Annotated in this window: 15 protein-coding genes; all 15 read left to right on the plus strand. The window is 58.6% G+C overall.

All coding sequences use genetic code 11. From position 1 onward, the window contains the following. The first annotated feature begins 70 nt into the window (after nucleotides 1–70). The 15 genes from TPH_RS03340 to gap all read left to right on the plus strand — a co-directional run bounded on the left by TPH_RS03340 (nucleotide 71) and on the right by gap (nucleotide 21,553). Entirely contained in the window at nucleotides 71–1,144 is a 1,074-nt protein-coding gene (locus tag TPH_RS03340; protein ID WP_015049811.1) for a hypothetical protein, read from the plus strand. 335 nt (nucleotides 1,145–1,479) lie between these two features. Further along, nucleotides 1,480–3,444, plus strand: coding sequence for a hydantoinase/oxoprolinase N-terminal domain-containing protein (locus TPH_RS03345; RefSeq protein WP_015049812.1), 1,965 nt, complete (start codon nucleotides 1,480–1,482; stop codon nucleotides 3,442–3,444). 184 nt (nucleotides 3,445–3,628) lie between these two features. Next, entirely contained in the window at nucleotides 3,629–4,042 is a 414-nt protein-coding gene (lpdD, locus tag TPH_RS03350) for a prenylated flavin chaperone LpdD (protein ID WP_015049813.1), read from the plus strand. 232 nt (nucleotides 4,043–4,274) lie between these two features. Then, on the plus strand, nucleotides 4,275–6,428 hold the full coding sequence (uvrB, locus tag TPH_RS03355) for an excinuclease ABC subunit UvrB (protein WP_037999102.1): 2,154 nt from the start codon (nucleotides 4,275–4,277) through the stop codon (nucleotides 6,426–6,428). After that, nucleotides 6,347–9,244: an excinuclease ABC subunit UvrA gene (uvrA, locus tag TPH_RS03360; RefSeq protein WP_049886071.1), complete on the plus strand. Its 2,898-nt coding sequence runs from the start codon at nucleotides 6,347–6,349 to the stop codon at nucleotides 9,242–9,244. Before uvrB ends, uvrA begins: the two co-directional genes overlap by 82 nt. Before the next feature lie 19 nt (nucleotides 9,245–9,263). Next, nucleotides 9,264–11,093: an excinuclease ABC subunit UvrC gene (gene uvrC, locus TPH_RS03365; RefSeq protein ID WP_015049816.1), complete on the plus strand. Its 1,830-nt coding sequence runs from the start codon at nucleotides 9,264–9,266 to the stop codon at nucleotides 11,091–11,093. A gap of 182 nt (nucleotides 11,094–11,275) precedes the next feature. After that, nucleotides 11,276–12,154: a Cof-type HAD-IIB family hydrolase gene (locus TPH_RS03370; protein WP_015049817.1), complete on the plus strand. Its 879-nt coding sequence runs from the start codon at nucleotides 11,276–11,278 to the stop codon at nucleotides 12,152–12,154. Nucleotides 12,155–12,180: 26 nt separating this feature from the next. Next, nucleotides 12,181–13,575: a hypothetical protein gene (locus TPH_RS03375; RefSeq protein WP_015049818.1), complete on the plus strand. Its 1,395-nt coding sequence runs from the start codon at nucleotides 12,181–12,183 to the stop codon at nucleotides 13,573–13,575. Between the two features lie 18 nt (nucleotides 13,576–13,593). Next, nucleotides 13,594–14,556 carry an ROK family protein gene (locus tag TPH_RS03380; protein ID WP_015049819.1) on the plus strand — a complete coding sequence of 321 codons (963 nt, stop codon included), beginning with the start codon at nucleotides 13,594–13,596 and terminating at the stop codon, nucleotides 14,554–14,556. A gap of 59 nt (nucleotides 14,557–14,615) precedes the next feature. After that, complete coding sequence (rapZ, locus tag TPH_RS03385) at nucleotides 14,616–15,500, plus strand: RNase adapter RapZ (protein ID WP_015049820.1); 885 nt, start codon at nucleotides 14,616–14,618, stop codon at nucleotides 15,498–15,500. Between the two features lie 2 nt (nucleotides 15,501–15,502). Then, a complete protein-coding gene (locus TPH_RS03390) occupies nucleotides 15,503–16,543 on the plus strand; it encodes a gluconeogenesis factor YvcK family protein (RefSeq protein ID WP_428837359.1) in 1,041 nt (346 codons plus the stop codon). Between the two features lie 50 nt (nucleotides 16,544–16,593). Further along, entirely contained in the window at nucleotides 16,594–17,661 is a 1,068-nt protein-coding gene (gene whiA, locus TPH_RS03395) for a DNA-binding protein WhiA (RefSeq protein ID WP_015049822.1), read from the plus strand. Between the two features lie 106 nt (nucleotides 17,662–17,767). Then, nucleotides 17,768–18,439 carry a DUF502 domain-containing protein gene (locus TPH_RS03400; protein WP_015049823.1) on the plus strand — a complete coding sequence of 224 codons (672 nt, stop codon included), beginning with the start codon at nucleotides 17,768–17,770 and terminating at the stop codon, nucleotides 18,437–18,439. 113 nt (nucleotides 18,440–18,552) lie between these two features. After that, nucleotides 18,553–19,956: an RNA polymerase factor sigma-54 gene (gene rpoN / locus TPH_RS03405; RefSeq protein WP_015049824.1), complete on the plus strand. Its 1,404-nt coding sequence runs from the start codon at nucleotides 18,553–18,555 to the stop codon at nucleotides 19,954–19,956. 589 nt (nucleotides 19,957–20,545) lie between these two features. Further along, complete coding sequence (gap, locus tag TPH_RS03410; RefSeq protein WP_015049825.1) at nucleotides 20,546–21,553, plus strand: type I glyceraldehyde-3-phosphate dehydrogenase; 1,008 nt, start codon at nucleotides 20,546–20,548, stop codon at nucleotides 21,551–21,553. The last annotated feature ends 17 nt before the right edge of the window (nucleotides 21,554–21,570 follow it).

Raw genomic sequence — 21,570 nt, forward strand, 5'->3', positions numbered from 1 at the left:
TGTAGAAAACCGATCTTACCGGATTGGGGGTGAAGGGGCTATCTGGCTCTGTTGCGGGTAGCCCCTGGAGATGGAAAACAACAACAGGCACTTATTTGGGAGCGCCCTGACGGGCCGGGGATTTGTGTCTTACTGGCGGTCGCATTTTGAGGACTTCAGGCTTCTGTATCTCTTGAATGGTGGTACCCCTGCAGTGCAGAGCCTGACCATTCGCTTATTGGGGTTGGCTTTGGCGGACCGCGGCTTTGGCGTCAATTATTTTCACCGGGCGGAATATCCCCGTTTTTTAGAAGGCTTGACTGTGCCCTCAAGGGCGGCCGGTGTGCTCAGCGGGGGGCATCCCTGTGCCCGAGAGGGGGTTTTTCCACCGCATCTCGAGGTGTTGGACGTGGCTCTGCCCGGCGCCCCCGGGGGATTGTCGGAGGGAGCCCTTGGCCCCGGATTAAACGAGGCCCTCCGGTTGCTGCAGGCTGCCGGGGAGACGTATGAGCGGATTCGCCGGAGGGGCGGAGAACCGGTTGACGAAGGAGCCGTCGCCGCCCGGGCCGCCGGATGGATAGAGGAACTCCGGGTGGGAAAACCGCTCCTCAGGCATTATTTTGCCGGGAGCGTGGCTGCCGGAGGGGTGCGGGATTTTATCAGCCATCTATCCGGCTTCTGCCGGAAGCGCTATGTTCTGCGAGGGGCTCCGGGAGCCGGAGCAGTGGCCGTTCGGGAGGTCTTGATCCAGGCCTTAAGCCGCGGCTGCCCTGTGGATGCCTGCCACTCCTGGATTAACCCCGGCGACCTGGTGTTGCTCCTTCTGCCGGAGAATGGGGTGGCTGTCGTTGACGGCACCTGCGGTTATGAACCGGAACTTCTTCCCGGGGATGTCGTCTGGGAACTGGAAAGCAACCTCAGAGCAGGAGCGGGTGCCTTGCAGAGGGAAGGGGCGCGGTGGCAAGAGCTCAACGCCCTCCTGGACGAGGCGGGGCAAATTCTCGAAGCTTCTGCGGAGCATCTGGAGAAAGGGGTAGTCTATCCCCCGGAAGAAGAGGTTCAGAAGATCGTCTCCCGGATGGCCAGAGCAATAGCGGTTCCGGAAGGGCGTCGGGCGGCAAGCGCAGTTCGTGTTGCACAAGAAAGGCGGGAAATTTGCCTTTAAGATAGAATTCGGACGGTTCATCGAAAAAACGGCAGTTAGAGGGGGGTGATTTTTGACGTTCGGTAATGATTAATGAACTGCCGTTCGTAGGTGTGCTATAATAATTACCAACCTGAAGGGAGTGGGGGATGCAGCCGTGAACAGTAGAAGTTTTTCAGATCCCTGCCGGTTGCCAAGTCCCTTTATCATCATCTCGCTTTGTTCTGGATGGGGACAGGCCTGAGAACCGGAGAGGTCTCTTGGGTGGTATTATGGGGGGTTGATTGGCCTGCTAACGGGCGACACGAATTCTGTCATATTAGGGGAGAGGAAGCTGAAAGGGGGCACGGCACTAGATGTCGCTGGTACTGGGGATAGACGCAGGTGGTACTTATACGGACGGGGTTATTCTCGATCTCGACAGCCAGCAGATCGTTGCTAAGGCCAAGGTGATGACCACTCATAATAACCTGACTGCAGGAATAAGGCGTTGTTTGGAAGGCTTAAGGTGCGACGACTTCAAAGCCGTCAAGGCGGTAACGCTGTCCACGACTTTGGCCACCAACGCCATAGTGGAGGGGCGCGGCGGTGAAGCGGGTTTGTTGCTGATCGGCTGTGAACCGAAAGACAGGCTGCCCGTCAGGCATTATCAAGTGATCCGCGGGGGGCATAATGTGCAGGGCCTTCCTCAGGAAGAGTTTGATCAGGATGAAGCCCGGGAAGCCATCAGGAGGTTTGAGGGAAAGGTTGAAGCCGTGGCCGTATCCGGGTATTTCAGCATCCGCAATCCGGAACATGAGCTGCTGGCCCGGGACTTGGTCCGGGAAATACTCGGCGTTCCTGTGGTTTGTGCCCATGAGCTATCTGCCTCCCTCGGTTTTTACGAACGGTCGATCACCGCGGCCCTGAACGCCAGATTGATTCCGGTTATCGCCGAACTGATCGATTCGGTTCAAAAGGTTTTGGACCAGATGGGGATCAGCGCACCACTGCTGATCGTTAGAGGGGACGGCAGTCTGATGAGCGAGCAGCTGGCCAGGGAGAGGCCGGTCGAAACCATCCTCTCCGGCCCGGCGGCGAGCATCTCCGGGGCTACGTTCCTGGTGAAGGTGAAGGAGGCCCTGGTGCTGGATATGGGGGGGACGACTACCGATATAGCTATTTTACATAATGGAGTACCGAGGATAGACGAAGAGGGGGCTGTTGTCGGTGGTTGGGCGACCCGCGTCCGGGCGGCTGAAATAAATACCTATGGTGTCGGAGGGGACAGCTACATTCGGGTTGACAGGGAGGGAAGGATTTTGGTGGGCCCCCGCCGGGTTTTGCCGCTGGCGTTGGCGGTCTGCGAATACCCTTATCTGCTGGATGAGCTGCACAGGCAGGAGAAGGGGGATGTTTTTAGCCTCGCTTATTCTCAGCCGGCTGATTGTTATCTCTACGCTGGCGGAGGACGGGCCGACTTTCTATCGGATACCGAAAAGGAGGCGCTGGAGATTCTGAAAAATGGCCCTCACACCCTGTCATCTCTGGCCGAGATGATGGATGTGAAGCCTTACCTGCTCAACCTCGAGCCTTTGGTGGATGCGGGGGTCCTCTGGAAGGCGTCGGTCACCCCTACCGACATTTTGCACGCCAGAGGCCTCTATACTCCCTGGAACAGGGAGGCGGCCGTCTTCGGGATACGGGCTCTGGCCAAGAAAAAGGGCGTGGGTTTCGAAGAGTTTTTGGAGCTGGCTTGGGAATCCATCTTGGAAAAGCTGTTCCTGGCCATCCTGCAGAGTGTCCTTAATTTCGAAAATGTCGGCTGGCAGATTGGAGATGAGCCGGGGGCAATGTATTTCGTTAATAGAATCCTCAAACCGGGTGCTAACGGTGCTCTTTTTAACTGCGCCCTTAAATTCGATATCCCGTTGGTGGCGATCGGGGCTCCTGTGCAGGCTTATCTGCCCGAAGTTGCCAAAAAGTTAAACATGGAATTGATCATACCGCCCACTGCCGAAGTGGCCAATGCCGTCGGGGCGGCGTCCGGTAAGGTCGTTGAGGTGGTTGAGGTTTTGATTAAGTCGCGTTCAGACGGGGGATTTACCGTCCATACCCCCTGTGAGAGAAAGGAGTTCGATTCCCTGGCAGAGGCTTCGGAATACGCCCGGTCGGAGGCGATGAGGTGCGCCGAATTAAAGGCGAAAAAGGCCGGGGCCGCCGCTTACCGCCTGAATGTCGACCGGAAAGACCTTTATATCAGGGAATGGGATCTTTTTATAGAGAGCAGCATAACCGCAACGGCGGTCGGCTGGCCGGTCTGGCAGGAAAAGCCTCATTGAGCGAGAGAGTCAGTGCGGTGACCTCTTGTCCGTCTCGAAAGCGTTTTTTCGCGGCTGTCCTCAAGTGATCTGAGAGGAATGTGGTCGGCAGCGTTCGGGAATCGAGGTGAAATGCGGGAGGTGCGGCGCCGCGCCATACCGGTTTCAGGTCGGCCGAGAAAAGGAAGGGGGAAAGGCAGCCTTTATGAAAGAGCGTCCGCTACTTGGTGGTGATGCCGGTGACCGTTTCCTGGAAGTAGCGGTGGGAGAGGGGAGGCACCGTCTGGTCTGCACCGCCGTCCTTGCCGGGGAGGATGTTACCGTCGTTGTCAGCGGTGGGGATCGCCCCCATGTCGGGGCCGTGGCGATGGCCGTCCCCAGGCCGAGCCTCAAAGACCCAAATAAAACCAGCGCAACGGCCTCCGTTCTGGCGGTAACTGGCCATAAGGATGACGAACTAGCCAGGGCGATCTCTCTGCGCCTGGCTGCGGAGTTGTCCCGCCTGGTCGTGGTGGTCGCCGGAGTGCATGTAGATGGTGCTGATGAAGATGACATCAAAAAGATAACGGCCAATGCCGGGCAGGCGGCGCAGCGGCTGGTCGAGGCGCTGCGGGGGTAGGATTTGACGACAAGCCGTTCTGTTGTTGTGGATAAAATCCATGTGATATAATGCGGAGGGAACAGAACTCCTGTTTTCTTTTCTGGCCTGCGTTGGCCGTTTTCGCCCGGTCATCGGCTGCCGGCTGCTCAAAGGGGAGGTGTGAGCACCCTTTTTAGCGCCGGGAAGATGTGCCTTGTCGGAAGCGGTTTGGCCGGCCGGAAACAAGACCGTTCAGAAACGGGTGTGATTAATGGGAAGGTTTGTGCTGAAATCTTCGTTCACCCCCACCGGGGATCAGCCGAAAGCGATCGCCTCATTGACAGAGGGGATCAAAGCGGGAATGCCCTTTCAGACTTTGCTGGGGGTGACCGGCTCCGGAAAAACCTTTACGATTGCCGGCGTCATCCAGGAGGTGCAGAAGCCCACTCTGGTGATCGCCCCCAACAAGACCCTGGCAGCCCAGCTCTGCGGGGAGTTCCGGGAATTCTTTCCGGACAACGCTGTGGAATACTTCGTCAGCTACTACGACTACTACCAGCCAGAGGCCTATGTACCCCAGACCGACACCTATATCGAGAAGGATTCCTCTTTGAACGAGGAGATCGATAAGCTCCGGCACTCGGCTACCGCAAGCCTCCTGGAGCGGGATGACGTGATCATCGTGGCCAGCGTTTCCTGTATTTACGGCCTGGGCTCCCCTATGGACTACAGGCAGATGGTGGTTTCCCTGCGCCAGGGGATGAATGTCGACCGGGACGAGGTGATCGCCCGGCTTACCGACATCCAGTACCACCGCAACGATTACGAGTTCACCAGGGGCTGCTTCCGGGTGCGGGGGGATGTCGTCGAGATCTTTCCCGCCTCCTACGGAGAGAAGGCCCTGCGGGTGGAGTTCTTCGGTGACGAGATCGAGCGCATTCTGGAGATAGATACCCTCACCGGGGAGGTCTTGGCGCGCCGCCTCCATGCGGCGGTCTTCCCGGCATCCCATTATGTGACATCTCCTGACCGGATGAGCAGGGCGCTGGATGCGATCGAAAGGGAGCTCGAAGAGCGCCTCCAGGAGCTGCGCTCCGAAGGGAAGCTGTTGGAGGCCCAGCGCCTGGAGCAGCGCACCCGCTTCGATATGGAGATGATGCGGGAGGTGGGGACCTGTAAGGGGATCGAAAACTACTCCCGGCATCTGACCGGGCGCCGGCCGGGAGAGCCGCCTTATTGCCTTCTGGACTTCTTTCCGGAAGACTTCCTGGTGGTGATCGACGAATCCCACATTACCGTGCCCCAGATCGGCGGCATGTACGCCGGGGACTACAGCAGGAAAAAGACCCTGGTGGATTACGGGTTCCGGCTTCCCTCGGCTTTGGACAACCGCCCGCTGCGCTTTGACGAGTTCCTGGCCAAGGTGCCGGAGGTTATCTTCGTCTCGGCGACCCCTGGTCCCTTCGAGCTGGACCACAGCCACCAGGTGGTGGAGCAGATCGTGCGGCCGACCGGGCTGGTGGATCCGGAGGTGGAGGTGCGCCCGGCAGCCGGCCAGGTGGACGACCTGGTGGCGGAGATCCGCCTGCGCGTGGAAAAGCGGCAGCGCGTCCTGGTGACCACCCTCACCAAGAAGATGGCGGAGGACCTTACCGATTACCTCCAGGAGCTGGGGATCAAAGTGCGCTACCTGCATTCAGACATCAATGCTCTGGAGCGCATGGAGATCCTGCGCGACCTGCGCCTGGGCGTTTTTGATGTTCTTGTGGGAATCAACCTCCTGCGGGAGGGGCTCGATCTTCCGGAGGTGGCTCTGGTGGCCATCCTGGATGCCGACAAAGAGGGGTTCCTGCGGTCAGAGCGCTCTCTGATTCAGACCATCGGGCGGGCTGCCAGGAATGTGGAAGGCAAGGTGATCATGTACGCCGATGCGGTCACCGACTCCATGCGGCGCGCCATTGACGAGACCAACAGGAGGCGCCGTATCCAGAAGGAATACAATGAGAAGCACGGTATCACTCCCCGCACCGTCCAGAAGGGGGTACGGGGGTTAATCGAGATTACCCTCCCGGCGGAAGTGGCCGAAGAAAAGGTGGGCTACAGCACAGGAAGGTCGCTGGAAGGCATGAGCAAGAAGGAGCTGGAGAAGCTCATTGCCCGGTTAGAGCAGGAGATGCGCCAGGCCTCCCGGCAGCTGGCCTTTGAAAGGGCCGCAGAGGTGCGGGATTTGATCATCGAACTGCGCAAAGAACTGAGCACCAGGTCCCGCAAGGGCGGGAGCGACAGGAAAGAAGTGCTGACCGATTCTGAGACGGAAAAGGCAGGGAGGCATCAAAAGGAGAGATGTGCGCCAGGCAGGAAAAAAAGGTCTACCTCCCGGCGCGGGACAAGATTGTCATCCGGGGGGCGCGGGTCCACAACCTGAAAAACATCGACGTGGAGATACCTCGCAACAAGCTGGTAGTGATTACGGGATTATCCGGGTCGGGGAAATCCTCCCTGGCCTTTGACACCATATATGCCGAAGGACAGCGGCGCTATGTGGAGTCTCTCTCCGCTTACGCCCGCCAGTTCCTGGGCGTGGCCGACAAGCCCGATGTGGACTACATCGAAGGGCTTTCCCCGGCCATCTCCATCGATCAGAAGGCCGGGAGCCGCAATCCCCGCTCTACTGTGGGAACGGTAACGGAGATCTACGATTACTTGCGCCTGCTGTTTGCCCGGATCGGGAGGCCTCACTGTCCCAGGTGCGGCCGGCCGGTGCAACAGCAGACGGTTTCCGGTATGGTCGACCAGGTTCTCTCCAACCCCGAGGGGACGAAGATCCAGATCCTCGCCCCGATCGTGCGCGGCAAGAAGGGGGAGCATCCGAAGCTCCTGGCGGAGCTTCGGAAGAAAGGTTTCGTACGGGTGAGGGTGAACGGGGAGATCAGGGAGCTGGACGAGGATATCCCTTTAGACAGGAATAAAAAGCACAACATCGATGTTGTCGTCGACCGCCTGGTGGTGCGGCCGGGCCTGGGGACGCGCCTGGCCGACTCCCTGGAGATGGCTCTGGAGCTGGGGGAGGGGCTTGCCCTGGCGGTGTACCCTGACGGTGGAGAGGTGGTTTTCAGCCAGAACTTCGCCTGCCCTGAATGCGGCATCAGCCTGGAGGAGATCACCCCCCGCCTCTTCTCCTTCAACAGCCCCTACGGAGCCTGCAGGGAGTGCTCCGGGCTGGGTTACCGCATGGAGGTGGACCCGGACCTGGTGGTGGCCAGGGAGCGGTCCGTCCGGGAGGGCGCCCTCCTCCCCTGGACGCATTCCACCCAGCATTACTATCCGCAGATGGTGAAGTCGCTCATGGAGCACTACGGTTGCGGGTGGGAGACGCCCTTTCAGGACCTGCCGGAGGAGGTGCAGGATGTCCTCCTCTACGGCACCTCTGAGCGCGTCCGCTTCCGCTACCAGGATGCTTTCGGCCGGACCAGGGCCTGGTACGGGGCGTTTGAAGGGGTAATCCCCTATCTGATGCGCCGCTACCGGGAGACGGAATCCGAGGAGGTGCGGGAGGAGATCGAGCGGTTCATGACTTCCCGCCCCTGCCCCTCCTGTAAAGGGGCGCGCCTGCGCCCGGAGAGCCTGGCGGTGACGGTAGGTGGGAAGAACATTGCGGAGGTGACGCGCTTAACCGTTCTGGAAGCGCGTTCTTTTTTGAAGAACCTCTCCCTTACTCCGCGGGAGGAGAAGATTGCGCACCAGGTGATCAAGGAAATCGATGCCAGGCTGGGATTTCTGGTGAATGTGGGGCTGGACTACCTGACCCTTGACCGGCCGGCCGGGACTCTGGCAGGGGGGGAGGCCCAGCGCATCCGCCTGGCGACTCAGATCGGCTCCGGACTGGTAGGGGTGCTCTACATCCTGGATGAGCCCAGCATCGGGCTGCACCCCAGGGACAACACCAGGCTGATCCAGACCCTTAAGGATCTGCGTGACCTGGGGAATACCCTCATTGTCGTTGAGCATGATGAGGAGATGATGCTCAATGCCGATGAGATCATCGACATCGGCCCCGGTGCCGGTGTCCACGGCGGCCGGGTGGTGGCTCAGGGAACCCTGGAGGAGATCATGCAGGCTCCGGAGTCCATCACAGGGCAGTATCTTTCCGGGCGGCGGGAGATCCCCGTGCCGGAGGCCAGGCGCAAGCCTGGTGACCGCTGGCTGGAGGTGCTGGGGGCGCGGGAATTCAACCTGAAGGATATCGATGTGGCCCTGCCCCTGGGGCTTTTTATCTGTATCACCGGGGTTTCCGGTTCCGGGAAGAGCACCCTGTTGGAGGAGATCATCTATAAGGGGCTTGTCCAGAGGCTGTACGGCACCCGCACCAGGCAGGGGAAATTCCGGGAGATGCGCGGTGTGGAGCACCTGGACAAGGTGATCAAGATCGACCAGTCTCCCATCGGACGCACTCCCAGGTCGAACCCGGCTACCTATACCGGAGCCTTCGACGGGATCCGGGAACTGTTCTCTCTGACTCCGGAGGCCCGCAGGCGCGGCTACCGCCCGGGACGCTTCAGCTTTAATGTGCGCGGGGGGCGCTGCGAGGCCTGCCGGGGGGACGGGATCATCAAAATCGAGATGCACTTCCTCCCGGATGTCTATGTCCCCTGCGATGAGTGCAAGGGGAGGCGCTACAACCGGGAGACCCTGGAGGTTAAGTATAAGGGGAAGAACATTGCCGAGGTCCTGGACATGACCGTCAGTGAGGCCAATGATTTCTTCCAGAACATTCCTAAAGTAAGCCGCAAGCTCCAGACGCTGGTGGATGTCGGCCTGGGCTACATCAAACTCGGCCAGCCCGCCACCACCCTTTCCGGTGGGGAGGCCCAGCGGGTCAAGCTGGCGGCGGAGCTTTCCCGGCGTAGCAACGGTCGTACCCTCTACATTCTGGATGAGCCCACGACGGGCCTGCATAAAGAGGACATCAGAAGGCTGCTCCTTGTTCTGGAGCGCCTTGTCGAGACCGGGAATACGGTGGTGGTCATCGAGCACAACCTGGATGTGATCAAAACCGCCGACTATGTCATCGACCTGGGCCCCGAGGGCGGAGAGCGAGGGGGGCGGGTTGTGGCCACGGGAACGCCGGAGGAAATTGCCGCCTGCCCCGAGTCCCACACCGGGCGCTATCTGAGAAAGGTGCTGGGGATGGACCGGTCTTCGCAGCGGGGGCCGGATAAAACCGTTCTGACGACGGGGTGAGCTTCTGGAGGTGGAAGCCGTGGATGCCTCGCTGGATATCAACGCAGAGCTCAAAAAGGAACTGGATCACCTTCCCGACAGGCCGGGTGTCTACATCTTCCGAAACCGGGGGGGAAGGCCCATTTATGTAGGGAAAGCGGTTTCTCTCCCCAACCGCCTGCGGTCCTACTTCCAGGCACGGGGGATTCCCGAGCGGATCAGGCGCATGATGGAGGAGGCGGAGCGCCTGGAGTATATAGTTACCGACACCGAGGCGGAGGCACTGGTCCTGGAGTGCAACCTGATCAAGAGGTACCGCCCCAAGTACAACATCGATCTCAAGGATGACAAATCTTACCCTTACATCCGGGTGACTGCTGAGGAATTTCCCAGGGTGATGAAGACCCGCAGCCTGGTTCAGGACGGGTCGCGTTACTTCGGGCCCTACCCCGACGTAGGGGCGGTTAAGGAGACCCTCAACTCCCTGCGCCGGCTCTTTCCCTTCAGGTCCTGCCCCGACCGCAGGCCGGCGCCGCGCAGCAGGCCCTGCCTCTACGGTCAGATCGGACAGTGCCTTGCTCCCTGCACCGGCGGCGTTTCTCCCGAGAAGTACGGGGATATGATCGAGCAGCTGGTGCTCTTCCTGGAGGGGAGGACCCATGAGGTCGAAAAGCGCCTGCGCCAGCAGATGAAGGAGGCGGCGGAGCGGCTCGACTTCGAAGAGGCCGCCCGCTACCGGAACCGTCTGGAGGCCGTTAACAAGTTCCGGGAGCAGCAGAGGGTGGCCCGGGCAACCGGCCCAGATCAGGACATCCTGGCGGTTGGTGCCTACTTAGAGGAGGTATGTGTGGTCGTCCTTCGTGCCCGGGGGGGGAAGGTGGTGTCCCAGGAGCACTACTTCGTTACCGGAGCCGAGGGGCTCCCCCCCGGGGAGGTTCTGGCTTCCTTCATCAAAAGATACTATCAGGAGGGGAGGGAGATCCCCAAGGACGTGCTTGTCAGTTCGCCGTTCCCGGAAGGAGAACTCCTGGCCGGTTGGCTGGGTGAAAAACGGGGAAGCAAGGTGGAGATCCGCTTCCCCAGGCGCGGAAGGGGGAAGGATCTGGTGGAACTGGCCCTGGAGAACGCCGCCCTCAAAGCCGAGCAGCGCTACCGCTGCTCCCTGAAAAGCAAGGAGAAAGGGAGGGCACTGGTGCTCGCCCTCCAGGAGGCTCTCCATCTCAACCGCCCTCCCAGGAGGCTGGAGTGCATCGACATCTCCCACTTCGGGGGGAAGGAAGCGGTGGGGTCGCTTGTCTGCTTCAGCGACGGTCAGCCCGACAAGCAGGGGTACAGGCGCTATCGGCTCAAGGCATCAAAAGAGGGTGATGATTACGCCGCAGTGCGGGAAGTGGTTCTGCGCCGGGTTAAAAATGCCGGTAAAGACGGCCTGCCGGACCTGCTGGTGATCGACGGGGGCAGGGGGCAGCTCAACGCTGCATTGGAGGCGCTGCGGGACAGCGGCTCTCCCGGCGTGTCGGTAGTTTCCCTGGCCAAGGAGGAGGAGGGGATCTACCTGCCCGGGTACCAGAGCCCTGTCCTCCTTCCCCGGAACCACCAGGGTCTCCACCTTCTCCAGCAGGCGCGCGATGAGGCGCACAGGTTTGCCAATAGCTACCGCGAGCGGCTGAGCAGGCGTAAGGTTAAGGCCTCGCTCCTGGAGCAGGTGGCGGGGATCGGGAAGAAGAGGCAGGATGCCCTGATCCGGCGCTTTGGCTCCCTCGCCCGGATGCGGGAGGCGACCCTTGAGGAGCTGGCTGAGGTGCCGGGGATGAACAGGAAGGCCGCCGAGGCCTTGTACGAATTCCTGCACCAACCGGAGGCTCAATAGACCACCATGCCGCCGGAGGCGGCACCGTCGTCCTGTCCGGCCTGAAAACGGGAGTCGAGCGGTAGACCGGCAGGGTATGCGGTCTATTTTCAGGGCAGAGGCCGTTGTTCGGGTGTTACTGCTGCCCGTTAAGATAAGGGATCCGGTGAAACAACCGATAATGGAGTTACGGAGGATTGCCGATGGGTGAGATAAAACTGGTGGCCGTCGATCTGGATGACACCCTCCTGCGGGATGACCTGACCATCTCCAGGCGATCGCTGAGTGTCCTGCGAGAGGTACGGGAGAGGGGCGTTGTCGTTACCCTGGCAACGGGAAGAATGTTCCCTTCGGCCCTGCCCTATGCCAGGCAGTTGAATTTCGAGATGCCCCTGATAACCTACCAGGGCGCTCTGGTGAAAAACGCCTTCTCCGGAGAGGTCGTTTACGAGTGCAGCCTGCCTGAAGAGGTGGCGCGCCTGGTTATTCATTACGGGCGCCGGAACAACATCCACATCAACTCTTATCTTCAGGATAAGCTCTACGTCGAAAGGATCACATCCTTAGGTGAACACTATGAGCGGCACGCAGGGGTGCCCTTTACGAAAGTGGATGACCTGGAGGAGCTTCTGGAAACCGGCCTTCCCTACAAGATGCTGCTTATCGACGAGGAGGAGAAGCTTCAAGAGCATGCGGCAAAGCTGCGGGAGCTTTTTGAGGGGGTGGGGCAGGACGTCTACCTGGCCAAGTCCAAGCCCACTTACCTGGAGGTTAATCACCCACAGGCCACCAAGGGTGCGGCCTTAAAGAAACTGGCGCAGAGGTTGGGGGTAAGCCGGGAAGAGGTGATGGCCTTCGGGGACAGCTATAATGACCTGGAGATGCTGGATTTTGCCGGGATCGGTGTCGCCGTCGCCAACGCTTACCCCGAAGTGCGCGCTCGTGCCCGATATATTACGGCTTCCAACAACGACGACGGCGTTGCCGAGGCACTGTTAAAATACGTCCTCAAAGGGGACACCTCCTTTGTGCGGATCGCCGGGGACGGGGAAAAAGGCATAGGGAAGAGCGATTTGCGATAAAATGAAAGAAAAAAAGGGTGTGGCGGATGGAGGATCTGATTAAGGTTGATGTCGGCCATTTGCTGGCTGAGGGGGGGAGTGACCACTTCCTTTCCGCGGCGGAGCTGGACTCCCTGATTGCCGGGTACGGTACGGTGTTTCGGGAGTTTCAGGTCGATTTGAGAGAGAGACGCTCTCCTATTACCCTTTCCTTCCTGGAAGAAGAGGATATCGCCAGGATCAAAGGCATCGCTGCGGAACTGCGGGGGAAGTACGAGAACGTTCTGCTGCTGGGGATAGGCGGTTCCGCTCTGGGAACGAAGGCCATTCTCCAGTTTTTAAGGGGGCCTTACAACATCCTGGAGGATCGGCCGCGCCTTTTTGTCCTGGATAACATCGATCCGGCAGTTGCTGCACAGCTGGGGCGCATCCTCGATTTCGGCGAGACCGCTCTAGTCTACACCAGCAAGTCCGGGGCTACCCCGGAGACGGCGGCAAACTTTATCTATTTTTATCAAAGGTACAGGGAAGCCGGTGGTGATGACAGGGACATCGTCATCATCTGCGACCCGGGGGACAACGGCATCAATCACCTCGCCCGCAAGCTGAACTGCCACCTGCTCCGCTTCCCACCGGCCCTTCAGGGAAGATATTCGGTGATGTCCTCTGTAGGGTTCCTCCCTGCGGAGCTGGCCGGGATCGACTGCAGGGAACTGTTGAAGGGAGCCGAGGCGGTGCACAGAGCGGCAGTTGAGGCACCTCCTGCGGAAAACCCGCTCTTTCTGTTGGGCGCCTGTCTTCTGCAATTGAGCCGGCGCGGGAAGAGTATTCATGTGCTTTTCCATTACAGCAGCCTGCTGGTCGAGTTCGGGCTCTGGTTCATGCAGCTTTGGGGAGAGAGTCTAGGCAAGAGGCTTTCCCTAACCGGAGAAGTGGTGAAGGCGGGAACGACACCTCTGGCCTGCACAGGGGCAACAGACCAGCACTCTTTGTTGCAGCTCTTCAAAGAGGGGCCCGACGATAAGGTTTTCGGTTTTGTCGGAGTGGAGCGGGCACAGCGCGACCTCAGACTGGCAGGTGTTTTCCCGGAAGAGCTCGAATATTCTTATTTTGAGGGACATACCATGCAGGAACAGCTTCAGATCGAGCAGCTGGCCACAGAGATGAGCCTGGTGAATTCAGGGCATCCCTGCTACAGGATTACCCTGCGGGATGTCAGCGCTCCGGCCCTGGGCGCTCTCTTCTACTTCTACGAAGCGCTCACCGTTTTTATGGCGCAGCTTTATAATGTTAACCCTTATGATCAGCCCGGGGTTGAGGAGGGTAAACACATCACCTATGCCCTGATGGGCAGGAAAGATTACCGGCACCGGGAAGAAGAATACCGGAAGGGATTGGAGAGGTACCGGGAAGGGAGCCGCATCTTTGGAATCAAGGAATAAGCCGATAGGAGAACAAAGATGAGCAATGTCTTGGCGGTGGACCTGGGGGGAACCAAGATCCGTTCGGCGCTGGTGACTCCGGGAGGAGAGATTGTCGCGGAGGATGTCCGCCTTACAGAGGCCTGTCTGGGTTTCAAAGGGGTTGCCGACCGCATCCTGGCGGGGATGGCGGCGGTTGCCGCAGGCAGGGACACCTGTGGAGCGGGGTTGGCCGTGCCCGCTTACCTGGAACCGGGCACGGAGCGGATCCTCTTTGCACCGAATTTGAAATGGCGGAACGTGGATTTAAAAAGGGAACTGGAAGATGCTCTGGGGTTGCCCGTCTGGCTGGAGAACGACGCCAACCTGGCTGCTCTGGGGGAGCACCGCTACGGTGCGGGGCGGGGGTTTAAGGATCTGGTTTATATCACCGTCAGCACGGGGGTCGGGAGCGGATTGGTTCTGGGCGGCAGGCTTTATAACGGCGCTTACGGCGGTGCCGGGGAGTTCGGGCACATGGTTGTTGACCCGGAGGGCCCCTTTTGTTCCTGCGGGAACAGAGGTTGTCTGGAGGGAGTTGCCTCTGGGTGCGCCATTAAAAGAAAGGCCCAGGAACTGATAAAATCCGGAAGCGGTAGAAGGATGCTCGAACTGGCTGGTGGAGATCTCTCTGCCGTCGATTCCCGGATAGTCGGGCTGGCCGCCCGGGAAGGCGACTCCGAGGCCAGGTCGATTTTGGCGTCGGCCGGACGCTACCTGGGGATTGCTATAGCCAGTGTTGCCAACCTTCTTAACCCGGCGGTGTTTATCGTCGGCGGAGGGGTTGCTCGCGGTGTGGGGAATTACCTGCTGGAGCCCGCCGTTGAAGAGGCCTATCGCCACGTCTATCCTCCCTACCGGGGGTCGCTGAAGATTCTCCCTGCCGCTCTGGAGGGCAGGGAGGGTGTCCTGGGAGCGGCGGTTTTCGCCCTTGAGCGGCTGGCCGGTAGCTGTAATGGCTGACTGGCCACGGAGTACACACGGAGTACAGTAGTTGATCAGGTACGGGAGGGAGAGGGGCAATGGAAGAGCCGAATGCCATCCGTCTGGTGATCGTTACCGGGCTTTCCGGTGCGGGCAAGACCCAGGCAATCAGGATTCTGGAGGATCTGGGCTTTTTCTGTATCGACAACCTGCCACCGATGCTGATCCCCAAAATCACCGAACTCTGCCAGCAATCCGGGGGAAAGGTGAAGCGGGTTGCCCTGGTGATGGATGTCCGGGGAGCGCTTTTCTACGATTCCCTGAGCGAGGAGCTGCGCAAGCTGTCGGAACAGGGGATTAAATACGAGCTCCTCTTTCTGGAAGCGTCCGATGCGGCACTGGTCAGAAGGTACAAGGAAACCCGCAGACAGCACCCCTTCAAGGGGGAGGGCTCCGTCCTGGAGGCTATCCGGGCTGAGAGGAAGCGCCTCCGGGAGATACGCGGTGCGGCCGACATCGTTCTCGACACCACCGAGATGACCGTTCACGATCTGAAGAAGAACCTTACCCAGATTTTCGGTGACGGCCGACCTGGATTTACGATTAAAATCGTATCTTTCGGCTACAAGTTTGGAATCCCTCTGGATGCCGACCTGGTGATGGATATCCGTTTTCTCCCCAACCCCAACTATGTGGATGAACTGAAGATGTTAACCGGGCTGGATCCGGCTGTGGTGCAATACATCTTCTCTTATCCGGTATCGAACACCTTCCTGCGCCGCTTTTATAACCTCTTGAAGTTTCTCCTGCCCTATTATATTAAAGAAGGCAAAACCTACCTCGTGATTGCGGTTGGATGCACCGGCGGCCAACACAGGTCGGTGGCGGTGGCAGAAAAGCTGGCCGAACTGCTAAAGAAGTGCTGCTCCATCCAGGTTCAGCACCGCGACCTTTCACGGGGAAGGTCAGGTGAAGAGCCGTGAGGCTGAGCAGTCTGTACACTCTGCTTTATCGTTTTTACCGCCGGCAGTTCCTCCGGCTCGGCCCCCGGGTGGTGGCGGTGGGCGGAGGTACAGGACTTCCCGTGCTGCTCAGGGGATTAAAGAAGTACACCGAAAACATCACCGCCATCGTCACTGTAGCCGATGACGGCGGGAGTTCGGGGAGGCTGCGGGGTGAATTCGGGATCCTGCCGCCGGGGGATATCAGAAACTGCCTGGTGGCCCTTGCGGAGACGGAAACCCTAATGGATAAACTCTTTCACTACCGCTTTGCCCAGGGGGATGGGCTCACCGGCCATAACCTCGGCAATCTGCTGCTCACCGCTTTGACGGATATCACAGGGGACTTTCAAACGGCGATCAGGGAGGCCAGCAGGGTTTTGAAGGTGCGCGGACAGGTGCTTCCCTCTACCCTGCACCAGGTAACCCTTCATGCCGAACTGGCAGACGGGACCGTGATCAGCGGCGAAAGCACCCTGCCCCTGGCCGGAGCTCCTTTGAAGAGGGTTTTCCTGACGCCGGAGTCCTGCTCGCCGGTACCGGAGGCCATTGACGCCATCTACCGGGCGGATCTGATCCTGCTCGGGCCGGGCAGCCTCTTTACGAGTGTTTTGTCCAGCCTGCTGGTTCCGGGAATTGCCTCCGCCATCAAGCAGTCCCAAGCTGTAAAGTGCTACGTCTGCAATATCATGACCCAACCCGGTGAAACCACCAACTATACCGCTTCGGATCACCTGCGGGCGATTTACGACCATGTCGGGCACGGCTGGATCGATTACGTGCTGGTCAATACGAAGAAAATTGCCCAGGCCAGTCTGGAGAAATACGCACGCCAGGGAGCGGCACCGGTCAAAATCGACTACGGCGCGCTGGAGAAAATGGGGGTGAGGGTGCTGAAGGCAGACCTGCTGGACGAGAGGGAGCTGGTGCGCCATGACCCTGAGAAGCTGGGGCGTGCCGTTCTTAGGCTCTTAGGCGGGCACATACCCCCCGGCGGCAGAGGCCAGCCGAGCCGAGAGCGATAACGCAGTTGCGGAAGGCACAAGCGGATATCCGGCGACCGGAGCCGTCTTGAGTGGGTGAAAACAGGAGTTACCGGGGCGGGGCCGACGGAAGTTTTAGAGCGGTGCAGCTATTAATTATTGATAAAGAGCGGCGTATCTTTCAGGACGGGGGAAAGGGTGATGGTAAGATGTCTTTTTCGGCACAGGTCAAGGATGAGGTAGCCCGCCTCGAATTGCGAAACGACTGCTGCCGACGGTCGGAGCTGGCGGCCCTGGCGCGGGTTGCGGGGACGATTCTGCTCGGACAGGAAAAGAGGCAGCTGGTCCTGACCACCGAAGCCTCTACCGTTGCCCGCCGCATCTTCAGGCTGGTCAAGGCGTTGGGATGGGGCGGGGTGATCACGGTGCGGCGCTATGCCCGGCCGCGGCGCCACCGGTTGTTCGCAGTTCACATACCCCTGGAGGAAGAAGGACGCCTTCTGCTGCCGCAGCTGGGGTTTGTCGGCGGTGAGAACATTCCCCTCCCCCGCCTGGACCCCGCTGTTTTTGAGAGAAACTGCTGCCGGCGGGCATTTCTCAGGGGCTGCTTTCTTGGCTGCGGCTTTGTCAGCGACCCCAATCGGGCCTATCACCTGGAACTGGTGCTGAAGACTGTGCAGGGTGTCGAGGATGTGGCGGCTGCGCTCTCCGCATTCGGTTTGAGGTCGGGCATTGGGGAACGCAAGGAGGCCTACCGGATTTACCTTAAGGATGCGGAACAGGTGGTGGAGTTTTTGCGGGTGATCGGAGCCAACCAGGCGGTGCTCTATTTCGAAAACTGCCGTGTCCTCAAAGAGATGAAGAATCAGATCAACAGGTTGGTGAACTGTGAGACCGCCAACCTCGGGAAAACGGTGGAAACGGGGCTGAAGCAGGTGGCCCTGATCAAAGAGATCGAGGCCCTGGCAGGGCTCGGTGCCCTGCGGCCGCAGCTGCGGGAACTGGCTCTGCTTCGGCTGCGTTACCCGGAGGCGAGCCTCTCCGAGCTGGGCCGGCTGCTCATGCCTCCCTTGGGGAAATCCGGGGTCAGCCACCGCTTCAGGGAAATGCAGCGCTTCGCCGAACAGCTGCGCAAGCGGCAGGGGAATCCCGGTTCATGATCTCTCCGCTGAATTAGCCCACGACTGGCCGTCTTTTATTTTCGCATTTTCACCGCTAAAGTGGCAGCAGCGTTAAATCGAATGCTTTGCTTTTGGAGGTTGGACGATGGTGTGGAGGTTTTTGCGCCGTTATTTCCTGACGGGTGTGCTCGTGCTCCTGCCGGTGATCATTACAGTTTATATTCTGGTGTTTGCCTTTAACCTGGTGGATGGAATGCTCCGCAGCCTCATTCAGAGAATTGCCGGCCGCTATATACCCGGCCTGGGTTTATTGATCATCCTGGTTCTTATCTTCCTGGCCGGCGTCATCGGAACCAATGTGGTGGGAAGGAAGTTCCTCAATATCGGGGAGCAGCTCTTTGAGCGCCTCCCGGTCGTCAAAAGCATCTACACAGCTGTCAAGCAGGTCATGGAGGTGCTGACCACACAACGCCGGGCGGCCTTTCGGCACGTGGTCCTGGTGGAATACCCCCGCAAGGGAATCTATTCTTTAGGGTTTATAACCGGAGAAGCCCCCTTCGAGGTGAAGGAGAATGTTGCTGAGGATCTTCTAAACGTTTACCTTCCGACAACCCCCCCGACCCAGGGAGTGTTTATCATGGTGCCCAGGAGTGATGTCCGCATCCTGAAGATGAGTGTCGAAGACGGCTTTAAGCTGCTTGTTTCGGCGGGAATCATCACCTCCTCTCCCTCCTATCTCAACAGACAAAAACCCTCCCGGCGAGGGGGTGGAGATATTCCGATCTACCGGAGGGCTCCCGACAGCGGTGAGAGTTAAGGGCGGTTTTGAATTTTTTCTTGTTTATCAAACCGCATATCTTATTAATGAGAAGGCAGGAATCCGGCCGGTCGGGGGAGAATTCCTTAGTTAATAAAACGGGGGGTGCGGAAATGCGCTTGAGTTATGGGATCAACCTGGAGCAGACCCAAAAACTGATCATGACACCGGAATTGCGCCAGGCGATCACTGTGCTTCAGCTTTCGGCGGTGGATCTCGCTCAATACGTGGAAAACGCCATGCTGGAAAATCCTCTCCTTGAAGTTACCGAGGATGCTGATGCTGAGGGGGTGGCGTCTTCCGAGAAGTTCAAAGATGATTTTACGCGGGAATGGTGTGAATACCTTTCGGAGTGCGGCCAGGTTGACAGGTCCTTTGACCGCGCCTGGGCAGAGGAAGAAGGTGAGCGCTATAATTTTGAGCACTTCGTGGCTCAGGTGCCTACTCTCAGTGAGCACCTGGACCTGCAGCTGCGCCTTGCCCTTTCCGATCCCCGTGATCTCAAGATAGGGGAGTTTTTGATCGGCAACATCAACGACCGCGGCTATCTGCAGATCAGCCTGGAAGAGGTGGAAAGAACATACGGTTATCCCGTTCGGGAGACCGAGCGCATTCTCAAGATTATTCAGAGCTTCGATCCGCCTGGCGTGGGGGCCCGGGACCTGTCTGAATGCCTTTTGATTCAACTTGAACAGCGCGGCTGGCGAACGCCCGCCTTGGAAAAGCTGGTTCGCTTCTATTTAGGCGACCTCGCCAACGGTAATCTGCTGAAGATCGCCGCGGCCCTGGATCTGCCGGTTCAGGACGTGCAGCACATGGCCGATCTGATTAAAACCCTCGATCCGATACCGGGACGGAATTTTTCCCGGCCCGGGGAGAATCGCTACATCGCCCCGGATGTGGTTGTGGAGAAATTCGATGACGAATATATAATCCTGGTCAACGACATCTCCGTCCCGCGCTTGATGATCAATAAAACCTATCAGAGCCTGTTGAACCAGCAGGAATCGTGCGACCCGGGGACGGCCCAGTTTATTCAGAACAAGCTGAAGTCGGCCATCTGGCTGATACGCAGCATTGAGCAGAGGCGGCTGACGCTCTACCGGGTAGTCAGCTGTATCGTGGAATTCCAGAAGGAGTTTCTGGATAAAGGGGTGAAACACCTCAAGCCCTTAAACCTGAAGCAGATTGCAGATGCTGCCGGGCTGCATGAGTCTACCGTCAGCAGGGCGATCGCCAATAAATACATTCAGACCCCCCAGGGGCTTTTTGAGCTGAAATTCTTCTTCACCAGCGGGGTGGAGAACGTCCTTGCCGGTAAGATGGTGGCGGCGGAGAGCATCAAGCAGGTTTTGAAAGAACTGATCGCAGGGGAGGATCCGTGCCGTCCGTACAGCGACCAGCAGCTCTGTGAGCTGCTGCAGGCCAAGGGTATCAATATAGCGCGGCGCACGGTGGCGAAATACCGGCAGGAGATCGGAATCCCCCCTGTGCGGCAGCGGAAGCGCTATCGATAAAATATTAACGGTAAATCGCCTCAGGATTTCAATAAATACGCAGTGAAGACGGCTGGATGAAGCCGTTTTTTTTCTCGTGATCTGGGTCAACAGAAACTTCAGTAACCATGTGAACACCGGGTAAGGTTTGCTGAAGCCCTGCGGGCGTAAATCCTTCAGCAAGTCCGTTTCACTTTTTTCAATGCTTAAGCTCCATGAGTTAACAGGTTTGCCAGTTCTTGCAGGCACACTTTTGTAAGTCTTTCAGTTCACTATTGATGCGGGAACCGACAGCCCCTCTGTTACCGGCACCGACGCTGCATCGGGTTACCTCCCCTTTTCTTTCAGGATTTGCTTTGCTCTCCTTTTTCCTCCCCCTTGGGTTGCATTGCCATTTAAATAGTATATAATTTTAAATGAAATGTTATATATTAAATGGGGATTGAGGCTTATTTTTATGGATGATTTCCCGGCACACAAGAGTGCCGGAATTTGCGGCAGGTCCAATATATTAGGGGGGAAAACCGCATACTATTAGTGCCGGATTTCTCCTGGCAGCCGCTTGGAGAGGGTCGATTGTTGTTTGAGAATAGAAGGGAGGATATCATTTATGACTGTGAGAGTAGGAATCAACGGTTTTGGACGGATCGGGCGGCTGGTGCTGCGCGCCGCAGCCGGCAGTCCCGATATCGATGTGGTAGCCCTCAACGACCTCGTCGATGCCGAAACCAATGCCCACCTTTTCAAATACGATTCTGTCCACGGCACCTTCCAGGGCGAAGTAACTGCCGGTGAGGGTGAGATTAAGATCAACGGCAAGGCAATCCGGGTCTTCTCCGAGAAGGATCCCAAAAAGCTGCCTTGGGGCGAGCTGGGGGTGAGCATCGTCGTTGAAGCCACCGGAAAATTCCGGGACAGGGATACCGCCTCCGCTCACCTGGAGGCCGGGGCCAAAAAGGTTATCATCACTGCGCCGGCTAAGAACGAGGACATCACCATCGTCATGGGGGTCAATGAGGATAAATACGATCCGGCCAATCATCATATTATCTCCAATGCCTCCTGCACCACTAACTGCCTGGCTCCTATTGTCAAAGTCATCCACGAAAAATTCGGCTTAAAGCGCGGCCTGATGACCACAACGCATGCCTACACCAACGACCAGCGGGTACTCGATCTGGCGCACAAGGACCTGCGCAGGGCGCGTGCCGCCGCCCTTTCCATGATCCCCACAACTACCGGGGCGGCGAAGGCCGTTGCTCTGGTGCTCCCCGAACTGAAGGGGAAGCTGACCGGGATCGCCATCCGGGTGCCCGTACCCAATGTTTCTCTGGTGGACCTGGTGGCCGAACTGGAAAAGCCCACAACGGTGGATGGACTCAACCAGGCCTTTAAAGACGCCGCCGGCGGTAAGCTGAAGGGAATCCTGCGCTATTCTGATGTTCCCTTGGTTTCCCGGGATTACAACGGGGATCCCCATTCGGCAATTGTGGACGGCCCCTCCACTATGGTCATAGACGGAACACTGGTGAAGGTGTTTGCCTGGTATGACAATGAGTGGGCCTATTCCCTCCGGGTTGTCGACTGCGCTCGTTACATTGCCGGCAAGGGGCTTTAAATCGATCGGAAAGGCGG

This window comes from Thermacetogenium phaeum DSM 12270, assembly GCF_000305935.1.
Lineage (GTDB): Bacteria > Bacillota > DSM-12270 > Thermacetogeniales > Thermacetogeniaceae > Thermacetogenium > Thermacetogenium phaeum.